The organism is Umezawaea sp. NPDC059074, assembly GCF_042738955.1.
In the GTDB taxonomy this organism is placed as follows: Bacteria; Actinomycetota; Actinomycetes; order Mycobacteriales; family Pseudonocardiaceae; genus Umezawaea.
On the sequence record NZ_JBHYHC010000111.1, the window covers coordinates 1 to 17,214 of the forward strand.

Here is a 17,214-nt window from a genome sequence, read left to right on the forward strand (position 1 = left end):
ACCGCGTCCGGGTGGTCCAGCACCAGCCGCAACGCCACCGCTCCCCCACGATCGTGCCCGGCGAGCAGGAACCGCTCGTGGCCCAACGACCGCATCACCGCCACCAGGTCACCTGCCACCGCCCGCTTGCAGTGCGCCGTGTGGTCCGCGGTGGGTGCCGGTCCGCGAGAACGGCCGTAGCCGCGCAGGTCGGGGCACACGACCGTGAAGCCGCGCTCGACCAGGAGCGGGGCGACGCGGTGCCAGGTGGCGGAGGTGCGCGGGTGGCCGTGGACCAGCAGCACCGGCGGTCCCTCTCCCCCGAACCGGGTGAAGAGGGAGGCCTCGCCTACCTCGATCGACTGCGACTCGAAGCCGTCGAACATCATCGCAGGTGCGGGGCGACGTCCCGCTGCCAGAACTCGAAGAACGCCTCCTGATCAGGGCCGATCTGCTGCACGTACACCTCGTCGTAGCCCCCGTCCACGTACTGGCGGACGCTCTCGAGGTAGCGCTTCGGATCCGGTCCGGTCGGCAGCGCGTCGGCCACCATCTGTTCGGTCACGAGTGTCGACGCCTGCTCGAAGTGCCGCGGCGTCGGCAACACCTGGGCGAGTTCACCAGGCAGATGCTCGTTGGGCCACAACCGCAACGCCGTCTCCACGCCCTGCACCTCGCTCGCGGCGTGGCAGACCTTGAACCCGCCCTGGGCGGGCCCCTTGCCCCCGGCTTCGCGGTACTGCGCGATCAGCTCGCCGTCGGGCTTGGTGCTGCACAGCCCGTCCCCGATCCGAGCGGCCACCTCCGCCGCCTTCGGCCCGAACGCCGAGACGTAGATCGGCACCGGCTGCTCCGGCAGCGTGTAGATCCGCGCGTTCTCCACGGTGTAGTGCTTGCCGTGGTAGTCGACCTCGTCACCGGTGTGCAGCGCCCGAATGACCTCGACGGCCTCCTCCAGCATCTCCAGCCGCACCGGCGCGGGCGGCCACGCGTCACCGAAGATGTGCTCGTTGAGCGCCTCCCCGGACCCGACGCCGAGGGTGAACCGCCCTTCGCACTGAACCGCCGCCGTGGCAGCGGCCTGGGCGATGATCGCGGGGTGGATCCGCACGGTCGGGCAGGTCACCGCGGTCGTGATCGGCAACCGCGTCGCCTCCGACAGCGCGCCGATCACCGACCACACGAACGGGCTCTGCCCCTGCTCACCGTTCCACGGGTGGAAGTGATCGGAGATCCACAACCGCTCGAACCCGGCTTCCTCCGCCCACTTCGCCTGGCGGACCAGTTCACGCGGCCCGAACTCCTCGCTGGACAGGAAGTACCCGATACTGACCATAGTGGACGGCTACCCAGCGATCGCGGCGCGAATCCTCCCCAACGGGTCTGCTTTCGGGAGTGAACTCTGGTGGCGGTGTGTCCCGAAGCCGACGGACATGTGCGTGCCGCTCACGCGGGGACCACGATCCCGTCCTTGAGCAGGCGTCGCACGAGCACCCGCTGGTCGTCGACCGGCAGTCCCGGCAGCTCGCCAAGCACGACGACGTCCCCGACTGCCAGCCGGTCGAGCGCGGCGGAGGTGGACGCGGGCAGGGTGAGGCGGTCGTGCGGCAGGTCGAGCAGCACCCGCTCACCCTCGACGTGCAGGCGGAAGCGCAACCCCGGCCGCCATCGGACAGCAGTGCCCTCCTCCGCGCCACGGGCCGCGGCGGCCTGGGCGAGCGGTGCCAACGGCCGTGGTCGGGTGCCCGACCACAGGTGACGGCGCACCCGTTCGGCCACGTCGACGGGATCGGCGTCGTCCAGCACGGCGCTGAGCAGCTTGACCACGTCCGCCACGTGCGGCGCGAGCTGTTCCGGGTCGGCCAGGTCGATGCCCAGCGGCAACGACGTGCGCAGGCCGGCGTCCTGTCCAGCGAGCCCGAGCAGCGCTTCGACGAGCGCGTGCCGGGTCACGACGTGCACGCCGACGGTGAGGTGTGCGCTGATCTCCCCCTGCGCCACGGCCGAGTGCAGGTAGCCGCGCGGCAGGTAGAGGGCGTCGCCCGGTGCGAGCACGCGGTCGATGAGGGGTTCGCGCGCGGCCTGCTCGGCGACGGCGTCCGCGTGGTCGGCCCACGGCTGGTCGCGCAGCGGGTCGGGATGCACGGGCTCGTGGACGCGCCACCGCTTGTGCCCGGCCACTTGGAGCACGAACACGTCGTGCACGTCGTAGTGGGCGGAGAAGCCTTGGGACTGCGGTGGGGTGATGTAGGCGTTGACCTGCACGGGGTGGCCGAGGTCGGTGCTCAGGTCGCCCGCGAGGTCGATCAGCAGCGGCCACAGCCGGTGCAGGCCCTGCAGCACGAGCGTGCTGCCCTCGGCGAACAGCGCCGCCACCCGGTCGTCGGCGACCTGGTCACCGATCTCCGCGCCGACACCGCCGCCACGGGTGAACTGCGCCGACCCGAGCACCACGCCGTCACGGGCGACCCGCAGGAACGGCGTCCGCAGCCCTCGCCGCGACAGCAGCTCGTCCACCTGGCCCAGGTCCAGCAGGTCGTCGAACGCCCTCGGCAGCTCGGCGGCGGACGTGAAGAGCGGGACCCGACCCCAGTGCTCGGCCGCGAAGCGGTCCGGGTCGATCCCGACGCAGCGGCGCAGCGCCCGCCGGTCCGAAGACCCGCGGGCGCCGCGTTCGGAGGGCGAGGAGGGCATCAACGCCCGCTGCCCGCACCGCCGTCAGCGCCGCCGTCGTGCTCGCTGGGCACCGCTTCGGCCCCACCATCGGCCAAACCATGCTCGTCCGGGTCCGCGCCACCGTCAGCGCCGCCGTCGTGCTCGTTCGGCACCGCGTCGGCGCCGCCGTCCGCGGGCCCCTCGGGTCCACCGGTGCTGGTGATGTCGTCGTCGTTGAGGCTCACGTTCGTCTCCTGTGGATAGTCGGTCGTCCCGGATGCCCTGGTAGACCGGGCTCAAACCACGGACACTCGAACGTGCGGAACACGTCTTCCCCAGAACGATCAGGTAGCAGTCCGGTCGCGGCGCGCACCTGGCTTTCCGCTCCTGCGATGACGCGCAGACCGGTCGTGACCACGGCGGCGTTGTCACCGAACGGCGCGAGGCGTACCGTCGGTGTTCGTCGGAGCACTATCCGTAGCGACGTGGAAGTCCTCCTCGGGTTCAGCCCAGTGCTCGATGGCGATGTCCTCGCGGATCCCCACAAGGGAGCCCACATGACCAGCCCATCACCGACCGTTCCCACTACCGTGATCGCCCTCGACGGCGAGATCGACGGAACCGAGACACCGCGTCTTCGGGAAGAGGTCCTGGCGGCGTTGGCGGCCGCGCCCGCCGCGCTGATCCTGGATCTGACCTCGGTGACGTTCTTCGACTCGATGGGCGTCGCGTTGCTGGTCGAGGCTCACGTGGTCGCCGGGTCCACGACGTCGCTGATCGTGGTGGCCGACCAGCGATGTGTGCTGCGGCCCCCTGGCGGCCACCGCCGTCGACAGTGTGCTGACCATGGCCCCGACCTTGCGTGAAGCACACGACGTGATGGCGGGGACGAGACCGGCCGCTTGACCGGTCGAGCGGCAGGCGAGCGACTCCGGTAGGGCGGGGCGACCCGAACGCGCTGCGAACCTTCCACGCCACCCTGCGCGTGGTCGGGTGAGCCGGTCCCGCACCGGGCACCCTAGGTTGGTGACCACGGTTGGTGACGCGGTGGAGGGCGGACTCGATGGCACACGAGCCGGTGATTGGCTCGGACCAGGTGCGTCCCGCGTTGACGGTGCGCCTCACGGGCGAGATGACCCAGCACACCGCGGGCGGGATCATCGGGGCCGTCGACCAAGCGGCTACCGGGTTGACCGCGTCCTCGGCACTGGTGCTGGACCTGCGGGAACTGGGTCTGCTCTCGGCCTCGGGAGTCCGCCCGTTGACCGCGGCGGCCGAGCGGTACACCGCGCGGGGGATTCGCTGCTGCGTCGTGGTGGACCTGGGCAGCCCTGTCGCGTCGGTCCTGGACGCCGCTGGTGTCCACGCCCTGCTGCCGGTGTTCGCCGACGTCGAGCAGGCGCTGGCAGGCGTCGTCAGCGACGTCGACATGCCGTGGGGCCACATCGAGACCCTGACCCGAGCGCTGCTGAACACCACGACGGTCGGTGCGGCGTTGCAGTCGGTGATCGACGCGACGATGGTGGCGGTTCCGGCGGCGACCATGGCCAGCGTGACCCTGCGGACCGCCAAGGGCGAGGTGTTCACCCCGGTCCAGACCGATGCCCAGGCCACCGAACTGGACCTGGTGCAGTACCGCTCCGGCCGCGGGCCGTGCCTGGACGCGGCCGATCCCCGCGGTCCCGCCTACGCCGAGAGCCCCGATCTCACCGGTGAGCGGCGGTGGCCGCGGTTCTCGGCCGCCGCGGTCGCCGCCGGGTACCGGGCGGTGCACTCGATCGAACTGCTGCCCGGTGCGGGCTCCGACCGGCTGACCGGGGGGTTGAACATCTACTTCCGCGACCCCCTCGAGCTGGGTGACACCGATCGGCGCACCGTGCTGCTGCTGGCCACCCACGCCTCCCTCGCCCTGGCGCACGCGCGCAGCACCGAACTGGCCGACCTGCACGACCTGGAGCTGCGTGCGGCCATCGACAGCCGTGACGTCATCGGCCAGGCCAAGGGCATCCTGATGCACCGCCAGGGCATCTCCGCCGACAAGGCCTTCGACCTGCTGCGCGGCACCTCCCAGGAACTCAACGTCAAGCTCGTCGAACTGGCCCGCAACCTGGTCGCCCGCCACTCCGAACTCGACAGGTGAGGCGCGCTGGGACAACGCGGACTCGCTACTGCTCGTCGGTCGCGGGGAGCGCGGTGTCCGGGTCTTGGGTGTGGTGGGCCAGGCCCACCAACGTCATGATCATGTCGGCGTTCGTGCCGACCGACGCGTAGAGCCGCAGTTCGGTGCGATTCCCGCGGTGCAGGGCGCTCAACCGGTGCAGGGTCGCGACACCGGCGCTGGCCAGGTGGGTGACGCCGGTCAGGTCCACGGTCAGCGATCGGGCACCGGTGGACCCCGCGGTCCGCACCGCTCGCTCGACCTCGGCCACGGTCGCCGCGTCCACCGGTCCGTCGACCCGGACGCGTGGACCGGACGCGAACGGCTGGTGCAGGACGAGCAGCGAGTCACCCCCAGCGCGCGACCGCGCGTTCGCGGCCCAGGACAGCGTCTCACCGGTGAGCAGCCTGGCGGGCCGCTCGAGTCGAAGGGTCGCGGTCGCGGTCGTCCCGTGCTCGTCGTGGTCGAGACGGAGGCTGTCGACCAGTCGTTCGGTGACCTGCAACCCCAGACCGCGGTCCGGGGAGGGAGCCGGTGGCCGCCAGCGGCCTTGGTCGGCGACCCGGAGCCGGACTCGGCCCGTGTCGGTCAACGCGATGGTCACGGTGAACGCGTGATCGTCGGTGGAGTCGACGTAGGCGTGTTCCATCGCGTTGGTGGCCAACTCGACGGCCGCGTGCCGCAGCGAGTCGGCGTCGCGGCCGTTGATCCTGGCCGCTGCGAGCCACTCGTCGAGCTGGTGGTGGAAGTGCGTCAGCGACTCGGTGGCCGCCGGGATCTCCCACATCCGGGCCGGTGGCGGGGGCACCAACTGGCCCGCGAGCAGGGTGATGTCGTCGGTGTGGCCGGTGATGCGAACCAGCAGTTCCACCGTTTGCGTGCACACGCGTTCGGCGGGCGAGTCGGTGTCGTCGCGCAGGGCGCGGTCCGCGGCGATGTCGCCTGCCGCCTGTGCCAGTTCGACCGTGGCCTGCGCCAGGTCACGGCCTGGCCGTTCGAGGATCCCGTCGGTGTAGAGCAGCACAAGTTCACCGCTGACGAGCCGGTCCTCGCCGACCATCGACGCGGTGAACTCGCCGCCGACACCGACCGGTCCGGCCCCGGTGGCGGCCAGGTAGCGGCTTCCCGCCGAGGGTGACAGCACCAACGGTGGCGGGTGGCCCGCGGTGCAGTACTCCAGCGCACCGGTGTTCGGATCGAGCACCACCACGCACGCGGTGGCCGCCCTGGCGCCGCGGATCCGCCCGGCGGCGGCGTCGAGCCCTGTCAGCGCGGCCGCGATGTCGGGCTCGGTGGCCAGTCGCTCGTGCAGCAGGATCCGCAGTTGCCCCATCACGGCCGACGCGGTCACGCCGTGACCGACCACGTCACCGACCACCAGCGCCACCCGCCCGTCCGGCAGCACCTGCGAGTCGAACCAGTCCCCGCCCGCAGCGGTGTCGACGTCAGCCAGCAGGTAACTGGCGGCGACCTGCACCCGCGGCAGCACCGGAACCCCCGAGGGCAGCAGTTCACGCTGGAGGGAGTCGATCACGTCCCGCGCCTCGGCGTACCTGCGCTCGGCCGTGGTCGCCCGTTGTTGCGCCGCGCGGCGTTCACGGACCCGCTCGGTCACATCGGCCACGGACACGATCACCCCGGTGATGTCCTCACCCGGCCCCAGCAGCGCGGTGACGGTGAAGTCGACGAAGAACTCCGCCTGCTCCCCTGTCTCGGGCAGGTCGAACTGCAAGCGGAAGTCCCGCTGCGACTCCGCGTGCCCGGTGGCGTGCACGCGTTCGAAGACCTGGAAGAGCTGCTGCCCGATCACCTCGGCGAACGCGTCCCGCACCAGTGAGCCGACCACGTCCGGCCGTCCGGTCCACGACCGGTACAACCCCGTCGCGGCCATGATCCGCAACTCCGGCCCCTCGACCGCGGCCAGGATGATCGGCATCTGGTCGAACACCCGGTGCACCAGGCCCGCATCACCCACCCGTGCCGCCAGAGCGCCGTCGGATCCCGCATCGTCAGCCATGGCGCTCCGACTCCCCGTTGGCGGAAAAACACTTCACCTTGCTTGGGTCTACCTCTGGAACGCCCCGCGAAACCCCCAAGCCGCACCGCCACGTGTGGTTTGGACGAAAGTGGTTACCCCTGTCGGTAAGTGCGGTTGAGGACCCAGCCGCTTCACCGACCGACACCAGAACACGCAGGGGCGTGCGAGCCGTCCGGCTTGGTGCATCGAGTCTCTTCCGGAAGCACCCCTCGTCAGCCGACGGCGATCCGGGTGTCCGATGTCCTCCTTTCGAGCGACAGGAATGGGTCCATGGCTTTGACACGCACCTCGCCACCTCCGTTCGAGTTCCCCGCCCACGCCGGAGTCGCCTTCGTGGTGGCCGACTGGGACAAGGAGAGTTCCGAGCACCGAGCGCACATCCTCGACTTGGCCACCGCACTGACCCAGCAGGGGCACGAGGTCACCGTCTACACCCGTCGGGACTCCCCGGATGCGCCCGACCGCGGCCTGAGCAAGCGCGGCTACCACGTCGTGCGCGTCACCGCTGGCCCCGCACAATCACTCTCCAGCCACGACCTCCTGCCGCACCTGGAGGAGTTCTCCGACCGCCTCAGGGCCGAGTGGGAGCTCACCACTCCGCGGGTGGCGCACTCGCACTCCTGGTTGTCAGGTCTCGCGGTGCACCCCAGCGAGGTTCCGGTGGTGCAGTCGTTCCACGGCTCGGCGGGTGGACGCGCACCGCTGCCGATGAGCGCCGAGCACGACGTCCTCCTCGCGGCCGACCACGTGGTGACCACGAGCAACAGCGATGCCAGCGAACTGATCCGCACAGCGGTGCACCGAGCACGAATCTCGCTGGTACCCACCGGCGTCGACGTCTCCCTGTTCAGTCCCGACGGCCCCGTCGCGTCCCGCGGTGACCGGCCGAGGCTGCTGTCCATCGGCGACGTGGTGCCCGCGGCAGAGCACAGCACCGTGATCCGAGCCCTCGCGGGCGTGCCGAAAGCGGAACTGCTCGTCGTCGGCGCCGCCCAGACGCACGACGACGAGGTGCGCGCCCTGCGCGAACTCGCCGCCGACCTCGGTGTAGCGCACCGGGTGCGGTTCACCGGCGAGATCAGCCACGAGCACCTCCCCCCGTTGCTGCGCTCGGCCGACGTGGTGGTGCACGTTCCGAGAACCGACCACCTGGGCACGACGGTGCTGCGCGCGATGGCGTGCGGCACGCCGGTGATCGCCGCGCACGTGGGCGCGTTGCCCGACCTGGTCATCGACGTTGTCACCGGATTGCTGACAGCTCCCGAGGACCCCGACCACCTGGGCGTGGCGGTCAGAAGACTCCTGGCCGACTCGATGCACCTCGACATGTACTCGATCGCAGGCGTCGACCGCGCCCGGAACCGGTACTCCTGGGACCGCATCGCCGCGGAGCACTCCGTGTCCTACGGCCGAGCGATCACCCACCACGACCCAGCACGGTCCCCCGCGCGAGCGACCTTGTGACCACGACCGACGTCCGGGGCGATCAAACTCGACCAGGGAGTCGGTCAGGAGGACGTCGACCGATGGGTTCGCTGGGCGTGCGTGCTGTGCGGCAACGGCTGCGGGTGCGACATCACCGTCAAGGACGGTCGGTGGTCGGGGCACAAGGCCGAGGCGACGACCCATCACGGTGACGACAGGAAAGGACTTCGGCAGCACCGTCTCGGGGGACACCGCCGAAGTCCGGTTCCGGCTACCACGGCACGGCGTAGGCAAACCACCACCGCGGGCAGGTGACGTTCAGCTCGATTCCAGCGGCTGCTGAACGGCCGACTCGTCGTGCGCCAGCCGCGCTCGCGGGACCGACAAGCCGTCACGAGGATCGAGCCCGAGCATCCCCAGCATCTCCTGGCACTCGTCGGCATCGATGGCGGCCGACGCGACCACACGCACCGCTCGCGCCCGTTCCTCGGGCGAGAGCCGGAACTCCCCCGCCGTCCCGGTAATGGTCACTTTGGTCGACATGGCGCCTCCGAGGATAGGGTTCCGTCTACCCCGCACAGGTCCAGTCAAACGACGTCGATGGGAAAACAGGGGGCGACACCGACCTCGAACAGCGGTACTCGAGTTCACCCCGACAGCAAAGCGTTCGCGGGCACGTAGCAGGCCAGGCATGACGGCTCGGAGGTGAGCCTTCCCAGGGGCTTTCCGCATGTCTCGCACCACCGGCCAGCCACAGATGTCTATCTCGAGGGTTTCGAGGCGTCCGCACGTAGTCGGGTGAACCACGTCGTGATGGATCGTCGATAACCCTCGGGCATGGTCAGGCCGTGCACCTCGTCCTCGGTGAACAAGCCGACCTGTTTGTGCTCGTGGGACAGCACGGGAGCGACAACGGTGTCGGGGTGGCAGCCATAGGTCACGATGAACACGTTCTTCTCGGCCACCTCGATGTAGTACATCCAGGTGTCGAGGATCGGTCCGGTCGTGACCGTCCACCGGGTTTCCTCGGCGATCTCGCGGGCCACGCACTCCTCGGGAGTCTCGCCCACTTCAATGCGACCACCCGGCAACTCCCACTCGTCACGCTCGTTCTTCAGCAGCAACACCCTGCCCTCGCGCACCACGACACCCTTGATCGATATGGGATAGGTCGTCACGGGTGTCCTCCGAGGTCACTGGTGGTCGTTCGCCCGGCAACGTAGCACCGCTCGCTATCGATCACTGCTGCGCTCGTTCGACGTCTACGCACCGACAGGCTTCGACCCAAGTCGCTGATGCGCTACGCGACTGGCACGTTCCGGATCACGGGGTCCACAGCAAGGTGGACCTCCGCACCAGATGCGGAGCGTTGGGCATACCCGGCTCGGGCAAACCCAAGAGGTCGCTGACGATCTCCTCCAGGTCGGTGCCCTCCGCGGACCACACGCATCCGCCGCCGTAGGAGTCGTCCAGGACACGGGCAGCGATGACGTGGTTGCGGTCGTAGACGAAGATCGTGTCGGAATACTGCTTCCGGGTCAGACTTCCCGCTATGCCAACAGGTTCGTCATCCTCTCGAAGTTCACGGAAGCGCCACCCAGCGTGTCGTGCGGCCACCAGGGTGCGGAGTTCCGGGTAGAGGTGGAGTGCCTGCTGCTCGGTGATGACCTCGTTCATCGGCTCACCGACCTGTTGGCCATGACGACGCCGGCGAGCCGGTCGTTGATGAGCAGCGCAGACTGCGCCGCGGACTGGCTGCTGCAGTCGAGGCGCATGACCGTGAAACCGGCCGCGACCATGATGTCGGCGGCGTGGCGGTAGAACTCGACCTCGGCATGGCTGCTGCGGGGTGAGGACTGGAAGCGGTTGTGAGGTCCCCTGTCGTCGAGTCGTTCGGCGATCACGTCGGGGTCCGCGTCGAGGATGACCGCGAGGTCCGGCCGGTGGACGTGCTCGTTGAGCGTCCAGAGGTAGGTGAGGTCGACCTCGTCGAAACGCTGGACGACCAAGCCCGAAGCGAGGTAGCGGTCGGAGACGACGGTTCGTCCCTCCCGCAGAAGCGGTCGGATCTCGGTCTCCGCGTGGTGGTAGCGGTCGGCCGTGTACAGGCAGGCAAGCGCGTGCCCGGTGACCGTTTCGGTCAACTCCGCCGCCAAGGTCCCGATGGGTCCGGCCGACGGTTCGGCGGTGACGTGGACGTCGGTGCCGTCGGCTGCGAGGAGTTGTGCGAGGTGGCGGACGATGGTGGTCTTGCCCGCTCCCCCTGGCCCGTCGACGCTGACGAACGCCCCCCAGGAGTGGTCAGAAGAGAGTCGGTGCCGCATCGCCTTCACCTCCCGGCACCAGATCGCGCAAGTCGTCGAGCGTGCGACCGGTAGCGAGGTGGACGAACAGCTTGGCGGTGACGAGCGCGTCGTAGATGGCGCGGTGGGGACGCAGATCGTCGTCCAGGCCACCAGCGAGGCCGAGGGCCTGGACGAGGGAACCGAGCTTGTAGCTGTCCTGGCCGGGAAGCAGTCGGCGGGCCAGTTTCAGCGTGTCGAACACCTCGGGACACTGCCAGGTCCCGAGTTTGCGCTGGAGGACACCGACGTCGACGTGGGCGTTGTGGGCGATCAGCACCGAGACGTCGAGGGCAGTGCGCACCTCGTCTTCCACGCGGTCGAACACCGGCGCGTCCTGCACGTCGTCATTGGTGATGCCGTGGATCCTCCGGGCGAAAGTGGTGATCGGCCGGTCCGGTTTCACCAGCCAACCGGTCGGCCTGCCGATGACCCCCTCCGTGATCGGGACCGCGGCCAGTTCGACGAGGTCGGGTGGCTGGTGGCCGTTGCCCTCGACGTCGACGACGACGTAGGTGAGGCTGGTCCAGTCAGTCATCGTGTGGTGTGTCCTTCCAACCGATGTCCGCCCGGCCGTGCCGGTGCGCGTGGTGGGGGTGGCGTCCGTCGTGGACCTGGAAGCCGAGGGCGTGCTGCAGGTGGTAGCGCGGCTGCTCGACCTCCAGTCCCGAGACGACGGCTGCCCTGTCGGTGATGTCCACGACCTCCAGCGCGCCCGCTTCGGGCAGCACGCTCGCGATCCGGCGCAGTCGCGAGCTCGTGGGGACCTGGTGGGCACTGGCGCAGAGCTCCAGTTGCCGCACGGGGCAGATGTCGCACAGCTCGCGGATGCCGTAGTGGCCGTTGTAGTCGGGCAGGCCGTGGGCGTAGGACACGGCGCAGGAGGTCTTGCGGAACAACCTCGGCGAGCCGGCGAAGGTGTCGAGCACGCGGCGTTCCAGCGTCTCGGGCACGATCTTGCGGCGAGCGGTGTCGTCGTAGGGCTCGGGAATGCCGTTGGCCTTGTAGTAGTCGGCGATCTGATCGCGGTAGAACAGACCCGTGAACACGGTCGCGTCGGCATGCGAACTCAACTCGTGGGCAGCGGCCAGGTGCTCGGCGGTGTCGTTGAGGCCGGGAACGAGGGGCCGCCAGTACAGGACGGTCCGGTAGCGGCGTCGTAGCGGGGCGCTCATGAGCTTGAGCGAGTCGGCCGCGACGTGGGACGGGTAGGGCTCAACCCTCTGGTCCGCGATGCCGGAGTAGGTGAACAGCAGCGTCACCTTCAGGTGGCGCAACCGGTTGAGCCGGTCGATGTCGTCCGGGGTGAGCTGGTGCCGGGTGATGATCAGGACGTGGTTGGTCAGGCCGCGGTCGTCCAGGTCGTCGAGCACGGCCAGGGTGTGCGGTCGCACGATCGGCAGGAACGGCTCGGTGGCCCGGTTGAGCAGTTGGATCGGAGTGACGTGCGGCTGGAAGTAGCGGTGGCCCACCAGTTCCTCGACGGCATGGGCGTCGGTCATCAGCGCTCGTGGCTGATTCTGGTCCCACAGGCCGTAGGTGTGGCGGATGCAGTAGGCGCAGCCCAGCGGGCAACCTTGGATGTGGTTGAGGCTCAAGCCGCTCTTGCGGTACTCGACCACCTCGCGGGCGCGGGCCGGTAACCGGCCGATCTGGTCTTGGCTCAGGAGCGGAACGGGCCTGATCACGTGGCTGGCCTCCGAGGTCGCGGGATGGGCGAACCCGGAGGTTAGGTAGATCGTCACCACGGAAACCAACAAGTTGCTCGGTATTGCTCGCAATCGCGGAACTGATGGGCTACCTGAGCAATCACGCGGAATCGTCGGCGGTCGTGCGGGCGAGGTGGTCGATGACGTCGGTGATGATGGAGCGAGCCGAGCGGCCGTAACTGGCGATGGCGGCCAGCGAGTCGAAGATGGTGCCGTAGAGGCCGATCTCGTGCGGCTGGGCCAGGTTCAGCTCGGCGGAGAAGGTCTCGACCATCACGCGGTCCTCGTCGAGCATCCAGAACCCGTGAGCCGGGGCCACGACGTAAGTGGTGTCGAATCCGACGACGCCGAGCTTGACGTTGGGCATCGACGTCATCGACACCAGACGGTCGAGTTGGCCGAGCATGACCTCGGGCGGGCAGAGCCGGTAGCGCAGCGCTGCTTCGGTGAGCACGAAATGGAAACGCTTCTCCGGCCGGTAGAGCACGTCCTGGCGGCGCATCCGCGCCTGAACCGCCTCGTCGATGTCGTTGCGCACGCCGAGCACGGTGACGCTCTGGGCGAATCGGGCTCGCGCGTACTCGGCGGTCTGCAGCAGGCCCGGCACGTGCGTGGGTTCGAAGACGCGGAAGAAGCGGGTGCGGGCGTTGATCTCGGCGATCTCGTTCTGATGGGGCTTGAGCCCGCCGCGCAGCTGGCGCTGCCACTCGGCGTACTGGATCTCCAGGGTGTGCAGCGAGGCGAGCAGCCCTTCGGTTTCCAACTCGGCGTGGGCCGCGGTGGTCCACGCCGTGATGTCCTCGGCGGTCGGGGTCTGCTTGCCGTTCTCGATCTTGGAGACCTTCGAAGCCTGCCAGGACAACGACTCCGCGAACTGCTTGCCGTTCACACCGGCTCGTTGGCGCAGTTCGCGAAGTCGTGTGCCCAGCGCTTGGCGTGCGTCGTGCACGGTGGCGATCCCGGTGGCCTTACTGTGCGGCAAAGTCGTCCCGTCGTACCGCCCGGTGCCAGGCGGTGTCGCGCCAGTAGTTGTGGTTCACGATCGCCGCCGGATCCTCGACGACCTCGCCGCCGAGGAAGTTCTCCTGCTCGTCGAAGAGCATCCGCACCAGCGTGCGCGAGTCGAACAGCCAGTAATCGTAGTCCGGCAAGCCCGCGGCGTCGTGCCGTGCAAGGTAGCGGATGTCCTCCCCCACGGCGTTGGTGTGCTCCGAGCAGAACAGGCCGAAACGGCTGTAGACGGTCAGCGGGGTGGACACCACACGGACCCGACTGAAGCGGCGGCCCTCCACCGCCGCGTCGGCGATCATGGTCAACCAGTTGCGGAACCAGGCCATGTCAACCAGTTCGCCTGCGGTGAACTGGCGCAACGCCTCGGTCTCGTTGGCGGACTTGTAGGTGTCGCGCGTTTCCAACCGGAACGCGGTGTGCTCAAAGGTCCGAAAGAGCGCGGCGAACTCAGGTCCGGGCTCGATGATCCTGTTCAGCTCGACTCGCCGCCCTCCAGGTAGCGGCGCGCGTAGAACCTCAGCACCTCTTCCGGAATCTCGATCAAGGTCTCGTGGTCGGGCACAGGGCCCACATCCGCGAGAACCTGAGGATCAGTCACCTTCCATCCCTGGGCGATGTAGGTGGCACGGTCGGTGCGGTCGGTGGCGAACAGCGTCGGCGACTGACCTTCTTGGGACTCCGGGTCCTTGCCGAGGAACATGGCACGCATGAGACCTCCTTGCGAGCAATTTCGCTGGATTGCTCCATGATGGGTGATGCCCAGCCGCTCGTCAACGCAGGACGAAGTCAACTGGCGCTAGGCCGGCCGAGCACGAACGGTGTCGAGCCACCCCATGGTCGTCACCCACAACTGCCCCAGGTCCAGCTCGTCGTTCACCCGCTCCACGGTCGGGCAGTCCTGCTCCTCAACGGCATCCTCGCGTGCCTTTTCGGCGGACTCCACCATGTCCAGCAGCGTGAGCAGCTCTTTTTCGCACTCGGCCCGACTACGCGCCCACACCGCCGAGACCACGCTCAACTGCGCCATGATCGATTCGAGATCGGGCCGACCCACCAGCAGTTGCCTCATGCGGACGATCTCGCGATAGTCGTCCAGGATCGTCTCATCGGCGCCGAACTGCGCACGGACCCAGGCGAAATCGTGAAGTGCCGCCAACGTCATCGGGTCCGCCGGTCCCAGCGACCGCGCGCACGCTGTCGCGAAGTCCTCGAACTCGTCGATCGAATCGCGGTTTCCCTCGTGGTTCCACCGCATCCACACGAGCGAACGGCGAATGGTGAGCGTTTCGGGATGGTCCGATCCGAGGATGCGGGTTCGTTTTGCGAGTACCCGCCGGTAGACGACGCCCGCCTGCTGGTGCGAACCTGCTTGCTCGGCGAACTGGGCCACCACCAACGACAACTTCGTCGCGAACAGCTCCCAGTTGTCCGGCTCCGGGAGTTCGCCGAGGCTGTTCTGCACCCAGGCGACGGTGTGCTCGCAGTGCGGCACGAGAGCGGCCAACTGCGCCATCGGCCCCTTGTCGACCTCACGATGCGAGGTGACGGCGTCGAGGATCGCGATGCACAGCTTCATGTAGGTGTGGCGCGCATCGCGAACGTCGTGCTGATGGCGGGTGGCGTCGCGGATCACCGGGTGGATTCGCAGGCATGCCACAGGAATCGAGGACGCGCCGCGGCAGTGGAAGTCGACGGTCTCGACCAGCGCATCACCCGGCGAACCAGGAGAAGGCCGCGGTCGTCCATGAGGTCCAGCGACAACTCCCACGTACGGGCAAGCAACTCCCGCTCGTCGAGCGTCTCATCCTCGGTACACCGGCCAACCACGACCGGCTTCCCAGGTGTAACAGGCGCCCTTGGATCCACGACCTGGCTGCTGAGAAGTCAGTTTTCATCGCGCCACCCGGCGGTGGGTCGCTCGATCGGTGAACACGGCTTCCGGTGAAGGGGAGAACCGATGGGTGGTCAGCCGCAGATCTACACCGCCGCTCCGCGATGGGTGATCATTCAGTGGGTACTGCCCGACGACGCCACTGACGTCAAGGTCTTCCGGGATCCGCCACCACCCCCCGGCACGTGGCTCGCCGGATGGATCTCCCGAGACAGCATCACCGATCAGTCCTGCCAGCCCAACACGAACTACACCTACCGCGTCTGCGCGTACTACGGCTCCGATGAAGGAGTCTGCTCGGAAGTCACCGTCCGCACTCCGCCATCCCCGGTCACGCCACCCGCGCCCTCGACCAGACCGGCACCCGTGATCAATCCGCAAGCCAGCATGAACGGCTTGTTCACGGTGTTCCTGTCGTGGGGTGAGATCAACGACCACAACACCGTGAAGCTGCGCATCTACCGTGAAGGCCCCGGCGGCCGACTGCTGCGCTACACCGATCCGCCCGACCCTCGCCCAGGGCCACCTGACAGGTTCTCCGCGATGTACTGGGACCAGGTCACCGACCTCGCCCAGGTTTACCGGTACACGTTCGTCACCTACAACCGCGACGGTGACTCCACCTCTGTCAGCATCGACATTCGCGTGCCAGCACCACCTGGCATTCCACGCATACCGGGGTGGGGTGAGCCGGCGCTGGAGATTCCGCACGCCGGCATCGGCCTGCCTCAAGTCTCCGCCGTGTCGTGGGCACCCGACCGCGTCGACGTCTTCTGGGTGAATTTCCTGGCCCCCGGTGGCGGTGTCGCTGTGGGACACGGCCCGAACCCCGACCCGGCTCAGATCAGGCACGCCGTCGGCAAACCGGAGAACTGGAGTGCGCCGATGAGCATTCGCGTACCCAACGCGGCGCAGGGCGTTGCCGCGTGCTCGGACCGACCAGGTGGTCTGGACGTGTTCTACCGCAACGGCGGCGACCTCTGGCACCTGCGATGGGGGCCGGAGTCCGGGCTGCCGGAGGACTCGAACGACACGGCCTGGGGGTCGCCGGACAAGCTCGGGGGCACGATGGCGTCCGCTCCCGCGGCGCTCAGCGTCCGTGCTGGACGGACGGACGTTTTCTACCGCACCCCGGACGGCCTGCTGGGCAGGCGTTGGTACGCCGACGGGCAGTGGCAGGGCGAGCAGAAGATCCCGGCCTCCATCGCGGGCAAACCCAGTGCCGTGTCGCTGAACCCCGCACACCTCGACGTCTACTACCGCACTGCCGCGAACGGGCTCGCTCACCGGACGTCGCTGGACGACGGCCTGACCTGGCAGGACGAGGAAGTCTTGGGTGGCAGCGTGGGCGGCGATCCCAGCGCCATCGCGCTCTCGCCCCAGAGGATCAACGTGCACTACACCCCGACAGCGGGCGGGTTCCTCCAGCGGCGCACCTGGGCGAACGGGCGCTGGTACGACGCGGTCAACGAGTTGGCGGGCACGTCGGTGCCGCCGTTCACGGTCGCCCCGTTCCTCGTCGACTTCGGGCTCGCCACGGTGCGCACGCAACCGGATCGCGCCTACATGTTCTACGCCCAGGCAATACCCGTCCTGCGCTATCGCCGTTACCGATAGCTGGTCAGAGATGGGGGATCGGTGGCGGAGCGTAGCCCGGCACGGCGTGGCCCTGTGCCAGCTCCCGCACCACATTCCGGACGGCCTCGGCCGTGCCGTCCGTCGTGGTGACGACGATCGCCACGCGCACGTCATCGGGGTCCTGCGTGAAGGTGAAGTGGACGACCACGGTGTTGCTTCCACCGGTCACGAAGTACTCATCGGCCTCGGCCACCCACACCTCGAGACCGGCCACCCGCAGCCCGAGCGACGCCAGGTTCCGTGCCATCTCAAGGTTGGGCAAGCTGAACGTACCCCAGTGCAAATCCATGTCAGCCTCCATCGCGCTTCGGCATCGTCATCTTGAAGTGTCGCCGTGGAAACGCTTTCTGTTTCATCCGAATCAGGTG

General features: G+C 68.5%; 20 protein-coding genes. 4 read left to right on the top strand and 16 right to left on the bottom strand.

What is annotated here, in order from left to right:
* The 4 genes from ACFWW9_RS34665 to ACFWW9_RS34680 all read right to left on the bottom strand — a co-directional run.
* Positions 1-365: alpha/beta fold hydrolase (locus ACFWW9_RS34665; protein WP_390386424.1), on the bottom strand; the 365-nt coding region annotated here is incomplete at its 3' end.
* A complete protein-coding gene (locus tag ACFWW9_RS34670; RefSeq protein WP_390386425.1) occupies positions 365-1,315 on the bottom strand; it encodes a TIGR03557 family F420-dependent LLM class oxidoreductase in 951 nt (316 codons plus the stop codon). The genes ACFWW9_RS34670 and ACFWW9_RS34665, both read right to left, overlap by 1 nt.
* A gap of 110 nt (positions 1,316-1,425) precedes the next feature.
* Positions 1,426-2,673 (bottom strand): cupin domain-containing protein, encoded by a 1,248-nt coding sequence (locus ACFWW9_RS34675; protein ID WP_390386426.1) that lies wholly within the window; start codon positions 2,671-2,673, stop codon positions 1,426-1,428.
* Positions 2,673-2,879, bottom strand: a complete 207-nt coding sequence (locus ACFWW9_RS34680) for a hypothetical protein (RefSeq protein ID WP_390386428.1) — start codon at positions 2,877-2,879, stop codon at positions 2,673-2,675. Before ACFWW9_RS34680 ends, ACFWW9_RS34675 begins: the two co-directional genes overlap by 1 nt.
* Before the next feature lie 240 nt (positions 2,880-3,119).
* On the opposite strand from ACFWW9_RS34680, the gene ACFWW9_RS34685 reads away from it, so the two are divergent.
* Both ACFWW9_RS34685 and ACFWW9_RS34690 read left to right on the top strand, forming a co-directional pair.
* Complete coding sequence (locus tag ACFWW9_RS34685; protein ID WP_390386429.1) at positions 3,120-3,500, top strand: STAS domain-containing protein; 381 nt, start codon at positions 3,120-3,122, stop codon at positions 3,498-3,500.
* Positions 3,501-3,697: 197 nt separating this feature from the next.
* Positions 3,698-4,774, top strand: a complete 1,077-nt coding sequence (locus ACFWW9_RS34690) for an ANTAR domain-containing protein (protein WP_390386431.1) — start codon at positions 3,698-3,700, stop codon at positions 4,772-4,774.
* Between the two features lie 25 nt (positions 4,775-4,799).
* Here ACFWW9_RS34690 and ACFWW9_RS34695 read toward each other — a convergent pair whose 3' ends face one another.
* Complete coding sequence (locus ACFWW9_RS34695; protein WP_390386432.1) at positions 4,800-6,809, bottom strand: SpoIIE family protein phosphatase; 2,010 nt, start codon at positions 6,807-6,809, stop codon at positions 4,800-4,802.
* 291 nt (positions 6,810-7,100) lie between these two features.
* Here ACFWW9_RS34695 and ACFWW9_RS34700 point away from each other — a divergent pair, with 291 nt between their 5' ends.
* Complete coding sequence (locus tag ACFWW9_RS34700; RefSeq protein ID WP_390386433.1) at positions 7,101-8,294, top strand: glycosyltransferase; 1,194 nt, start codon at positions 7,101-7,103, stop codon at positions 8,292-8,294.
* Positions 8,295-8,573: 279 nt separating this feature from the next.
* Here the strand turns inward: ACFWW9_RS34700 and ACFWW9_RS34705 are convergent, their stop codons facing one another.
* The 10 genes from ACFWW9_RS34705 to ACFWW9_RS34750 form a co-directional block, all read right to left on the bottom strand.
* The gene (locus ACFWW9_RS34705; protein WP_390386434.1) at positions 8,574-8,798 is read right to left on the bottom strand and encodes a hypothetical protein; all 225 of its coding nucleotides are present in this window, start codon (positions 8,796-8,798) and stop codon (positions 8,574-8,576) included.
* Between the two features lie 218 nt (positions 8,799-9,016).
* Complete coding sequence (locus ACFWW9_RS34710; RefSeq protein WP_390386435.1) at positions 9,017-9,433, bottom strand: NUDIX domain-containing protein; 417 nt, start codon at positions 9,431-9,433, stop codon at positions 9,017-9,019.
* A gap of 145 nt (positions 9,434-9,578) precedes the next feature.
* Positions 9,579-9,932: a hypothetical protein gene (locus tag ACFWW9_RS34715; RefSeq protein WP_390386436.1), complete on the bottom strand. Its 354-nt coding sequence runs from the start codon at positions 9,930-9,932 to the stop codon at positions 9,579-9,581.
* Positions 9,929-10,579: a dTMP kinase gene (gene tmk / locus ACFWW9_RS34720; protein WP_390386438.1), complete on the bottom strand. Its 651-nt coding sequence runs from the start codon at positions 10,577-10,579 to the stop codon at positions 9,929-9,931. Before tmk ends, ACFWW9_RS34715 begins: the two co-directional genes overlap by 4 nt.
* Positions 10,557-11,135, bottom strand: coding sequence for a PolC-type DNA polymerase III (locus tag ACFWW9_RS34725; RefSeq protein WP_390386440.1), 579 nt, complete (start codon positions 11,133-11,135; stop codon positions 10,557-10,559). Before ACFWW9_RS34725 ends, tmk begins: the two co-directional genes overlap by 23 nt.
* On the bottom strand, positions 11,128-12,342 hold the full coding sequence (locus ACFWW9_RS34730) for a radical SAM protein (protein WP_390386441.1): 1,215 nt from the start codon (positions 12,340-12,342) through the stop codon (positions 11,128-11,130). The genes ACFWW9_RS34725 and ACFWW9_RS34730 overlap by 8 nt, the downstream gene beginning before the upstream one ends.
* Before the next feature lie 64 nt (positions 12,343-12,406).
* A complete protein-coding gene (locus ACFWW9_RS34735; RefSeq protein WP_390386442.1) occupies positions 12,407-13,255 on the bottom strand; it encodes a helix-turn-helix domain-containing protein in 849 nt (282 codons plus the stop codon).
* Positions 13,256-13,274: 19 nt separating this feature from the next.
* A complete protein-coding gene (locus ACFWW9_RS34740) occupies positions 13,275-13,793 on the bottom strand; it encodes a DUF6879 family protein (protein ID WP_390386481.1) in 519 nt (172 codons plus the stop codon).
* Positions 13,790-14,026, bottom strand: coding sequence for a hypothetical protein (locus tag ACFWW9_RS34745; protein WP_390386444.1), 237 nt, complete (start codon positions 14,024-14,026; stop codon positions 13,790-13,792). Before ACFWW9_RS34745 ends, ACFWW9_RS34740 begins: the two co-directional genes overlap by 4 nt.
* A gap of 87 nt (positions 14,027-14,113) precedes the next feature.
* Positions 14,114-14,950, bottom strand: coding sequence for a hypothetical protein (locus ACFWW9_RS34750; protein ID WP_390386446.1), 837 nt, complete (start codon positions 14,948-14,950; stop codon positions 14,114-14,116).
* Positions 14,951-15,274: 324 nt separating this feature from the next.
* Here ACFWW9_RS34750 and ACFWW9_RS34755 point away from each other — a divergent pair, with 324 nt between their 5' ends.
* The gene (locus ACFWW9_RS34755) at positions 15,275-16,825 is read left to right on the top strand and encodes a hypothetical protein (RefSeq protein WP_390386448.1); all 1,551 of its coding nucleotides are present in this window, start codon (positions 15,275-15,277) and stop codon (positions 16,823-16,825) included.
* Between the two features lie 4 nt (positions 16,826-16,829).
* Here the strand turns inward: ACFWW9_RS34755 and ACFWW9_RS34760 are convergent, their stop codons facing one another.
* Complete coding sequence (locus ACFWW9_RS34760; protein WP_390386450.1) at positions 16,830-17,093, bottom strand: hypothetical protein; 264 nt, start codon at positions 17,091-17,093, stop codon at positions 16,830-16,832.
* Positions 17,094-17,214 lie beyond the last annotated feature (121 nt).

Bases quoted from the DNA above. Each gene is read 5' to 3' on its own strand.
- ACFWW9_RS34670 (WP_390386425.1), bottom strand. From the start codon at position 1,315: ATGGTCAGTATCGGGTACTTCCTGTCCAGCGAGGAGTTCGGGCCGCGT.
- ACFWW9_RS34675 (WP_390386426.1), bottom strand. From the start codon at position 2,673: ATGCCCTCCTCGCCCTCCGAACGCGGCGCCCGCGGGTCTTCGGACCGG.
- ACFWW9_RS34690 (WP_390386431.1), top strand. From the start codon at position 3,698: ATGGCACACGAGCCGGTGATTGGCTCGGACCAGGTGCGTCCCGCGTTG.
- ACFWW9_RS34695 (WP_390386432.1), bottom strand. From the start codon at position 6,809: ATGGCTGACGATGCGGGATCCGACGGCGCTCTGGCGGCACGGGTGGGT.
- ACFWW9_RS34700 (WP_390386433.1), top strand. From the start codon at position 7,101: ATGGCTTTGACACGCACCTCGCCACCTCCGTTCGAGTTCCCCGCCCAC.
- ACFWW9_RS34705 (WP_390386434.1), bottom strand. From the start codon at position 8,798: ATGTCGACCAAAGTGACCATTACCGGGACGGCGGGGGAGTTCCGGCTC.
- ACFWW9_RS34715 (WP_390386436.1), bottom strand. From the start codon at position 9,932: ATGAACGAGGTCATCACCGAGCAGCAGGCACTCCACCTCTACCCGGAA.
- tmk (WP_390386438.1), bottom strand. From the start codon at position 10,579: ATGCGGCACCGACTCTCTTCTGACCACTCCTGGGGGGCGTTCGTCAGC.
- ACFWW9_RS34725 (WP_390386440.1), bottom strand. From the start codon at position 11,135: ATGACTGACTGGACCAGCCTCACCTACGTCGTCGTCGACGTCGAGGGC.
- ACFWW9_RS34745 (WP_390386444.1), bottom strand. From the start codon at position 14,026: ATGCGTGCCATGTTCCTCGGCAAGGACCCGGAGTCCCAAGAAGGTCAG.
- ACFWW9_RS34755 (WP_390386448.1), top strand. From the start codon at position 15,275: ATGGGTGGTCAGCCGCAGATCTACACCGCCGCTCCGCGATGGGTGATC.
- ACFWW9_RS34760 (WP_390386450.1), bottom strand. From the start codon at position 17,093: ATGGCACGGAACCTGGCGTCGCTCGGGCTGCGGGTGGCCGGTCTCGAG.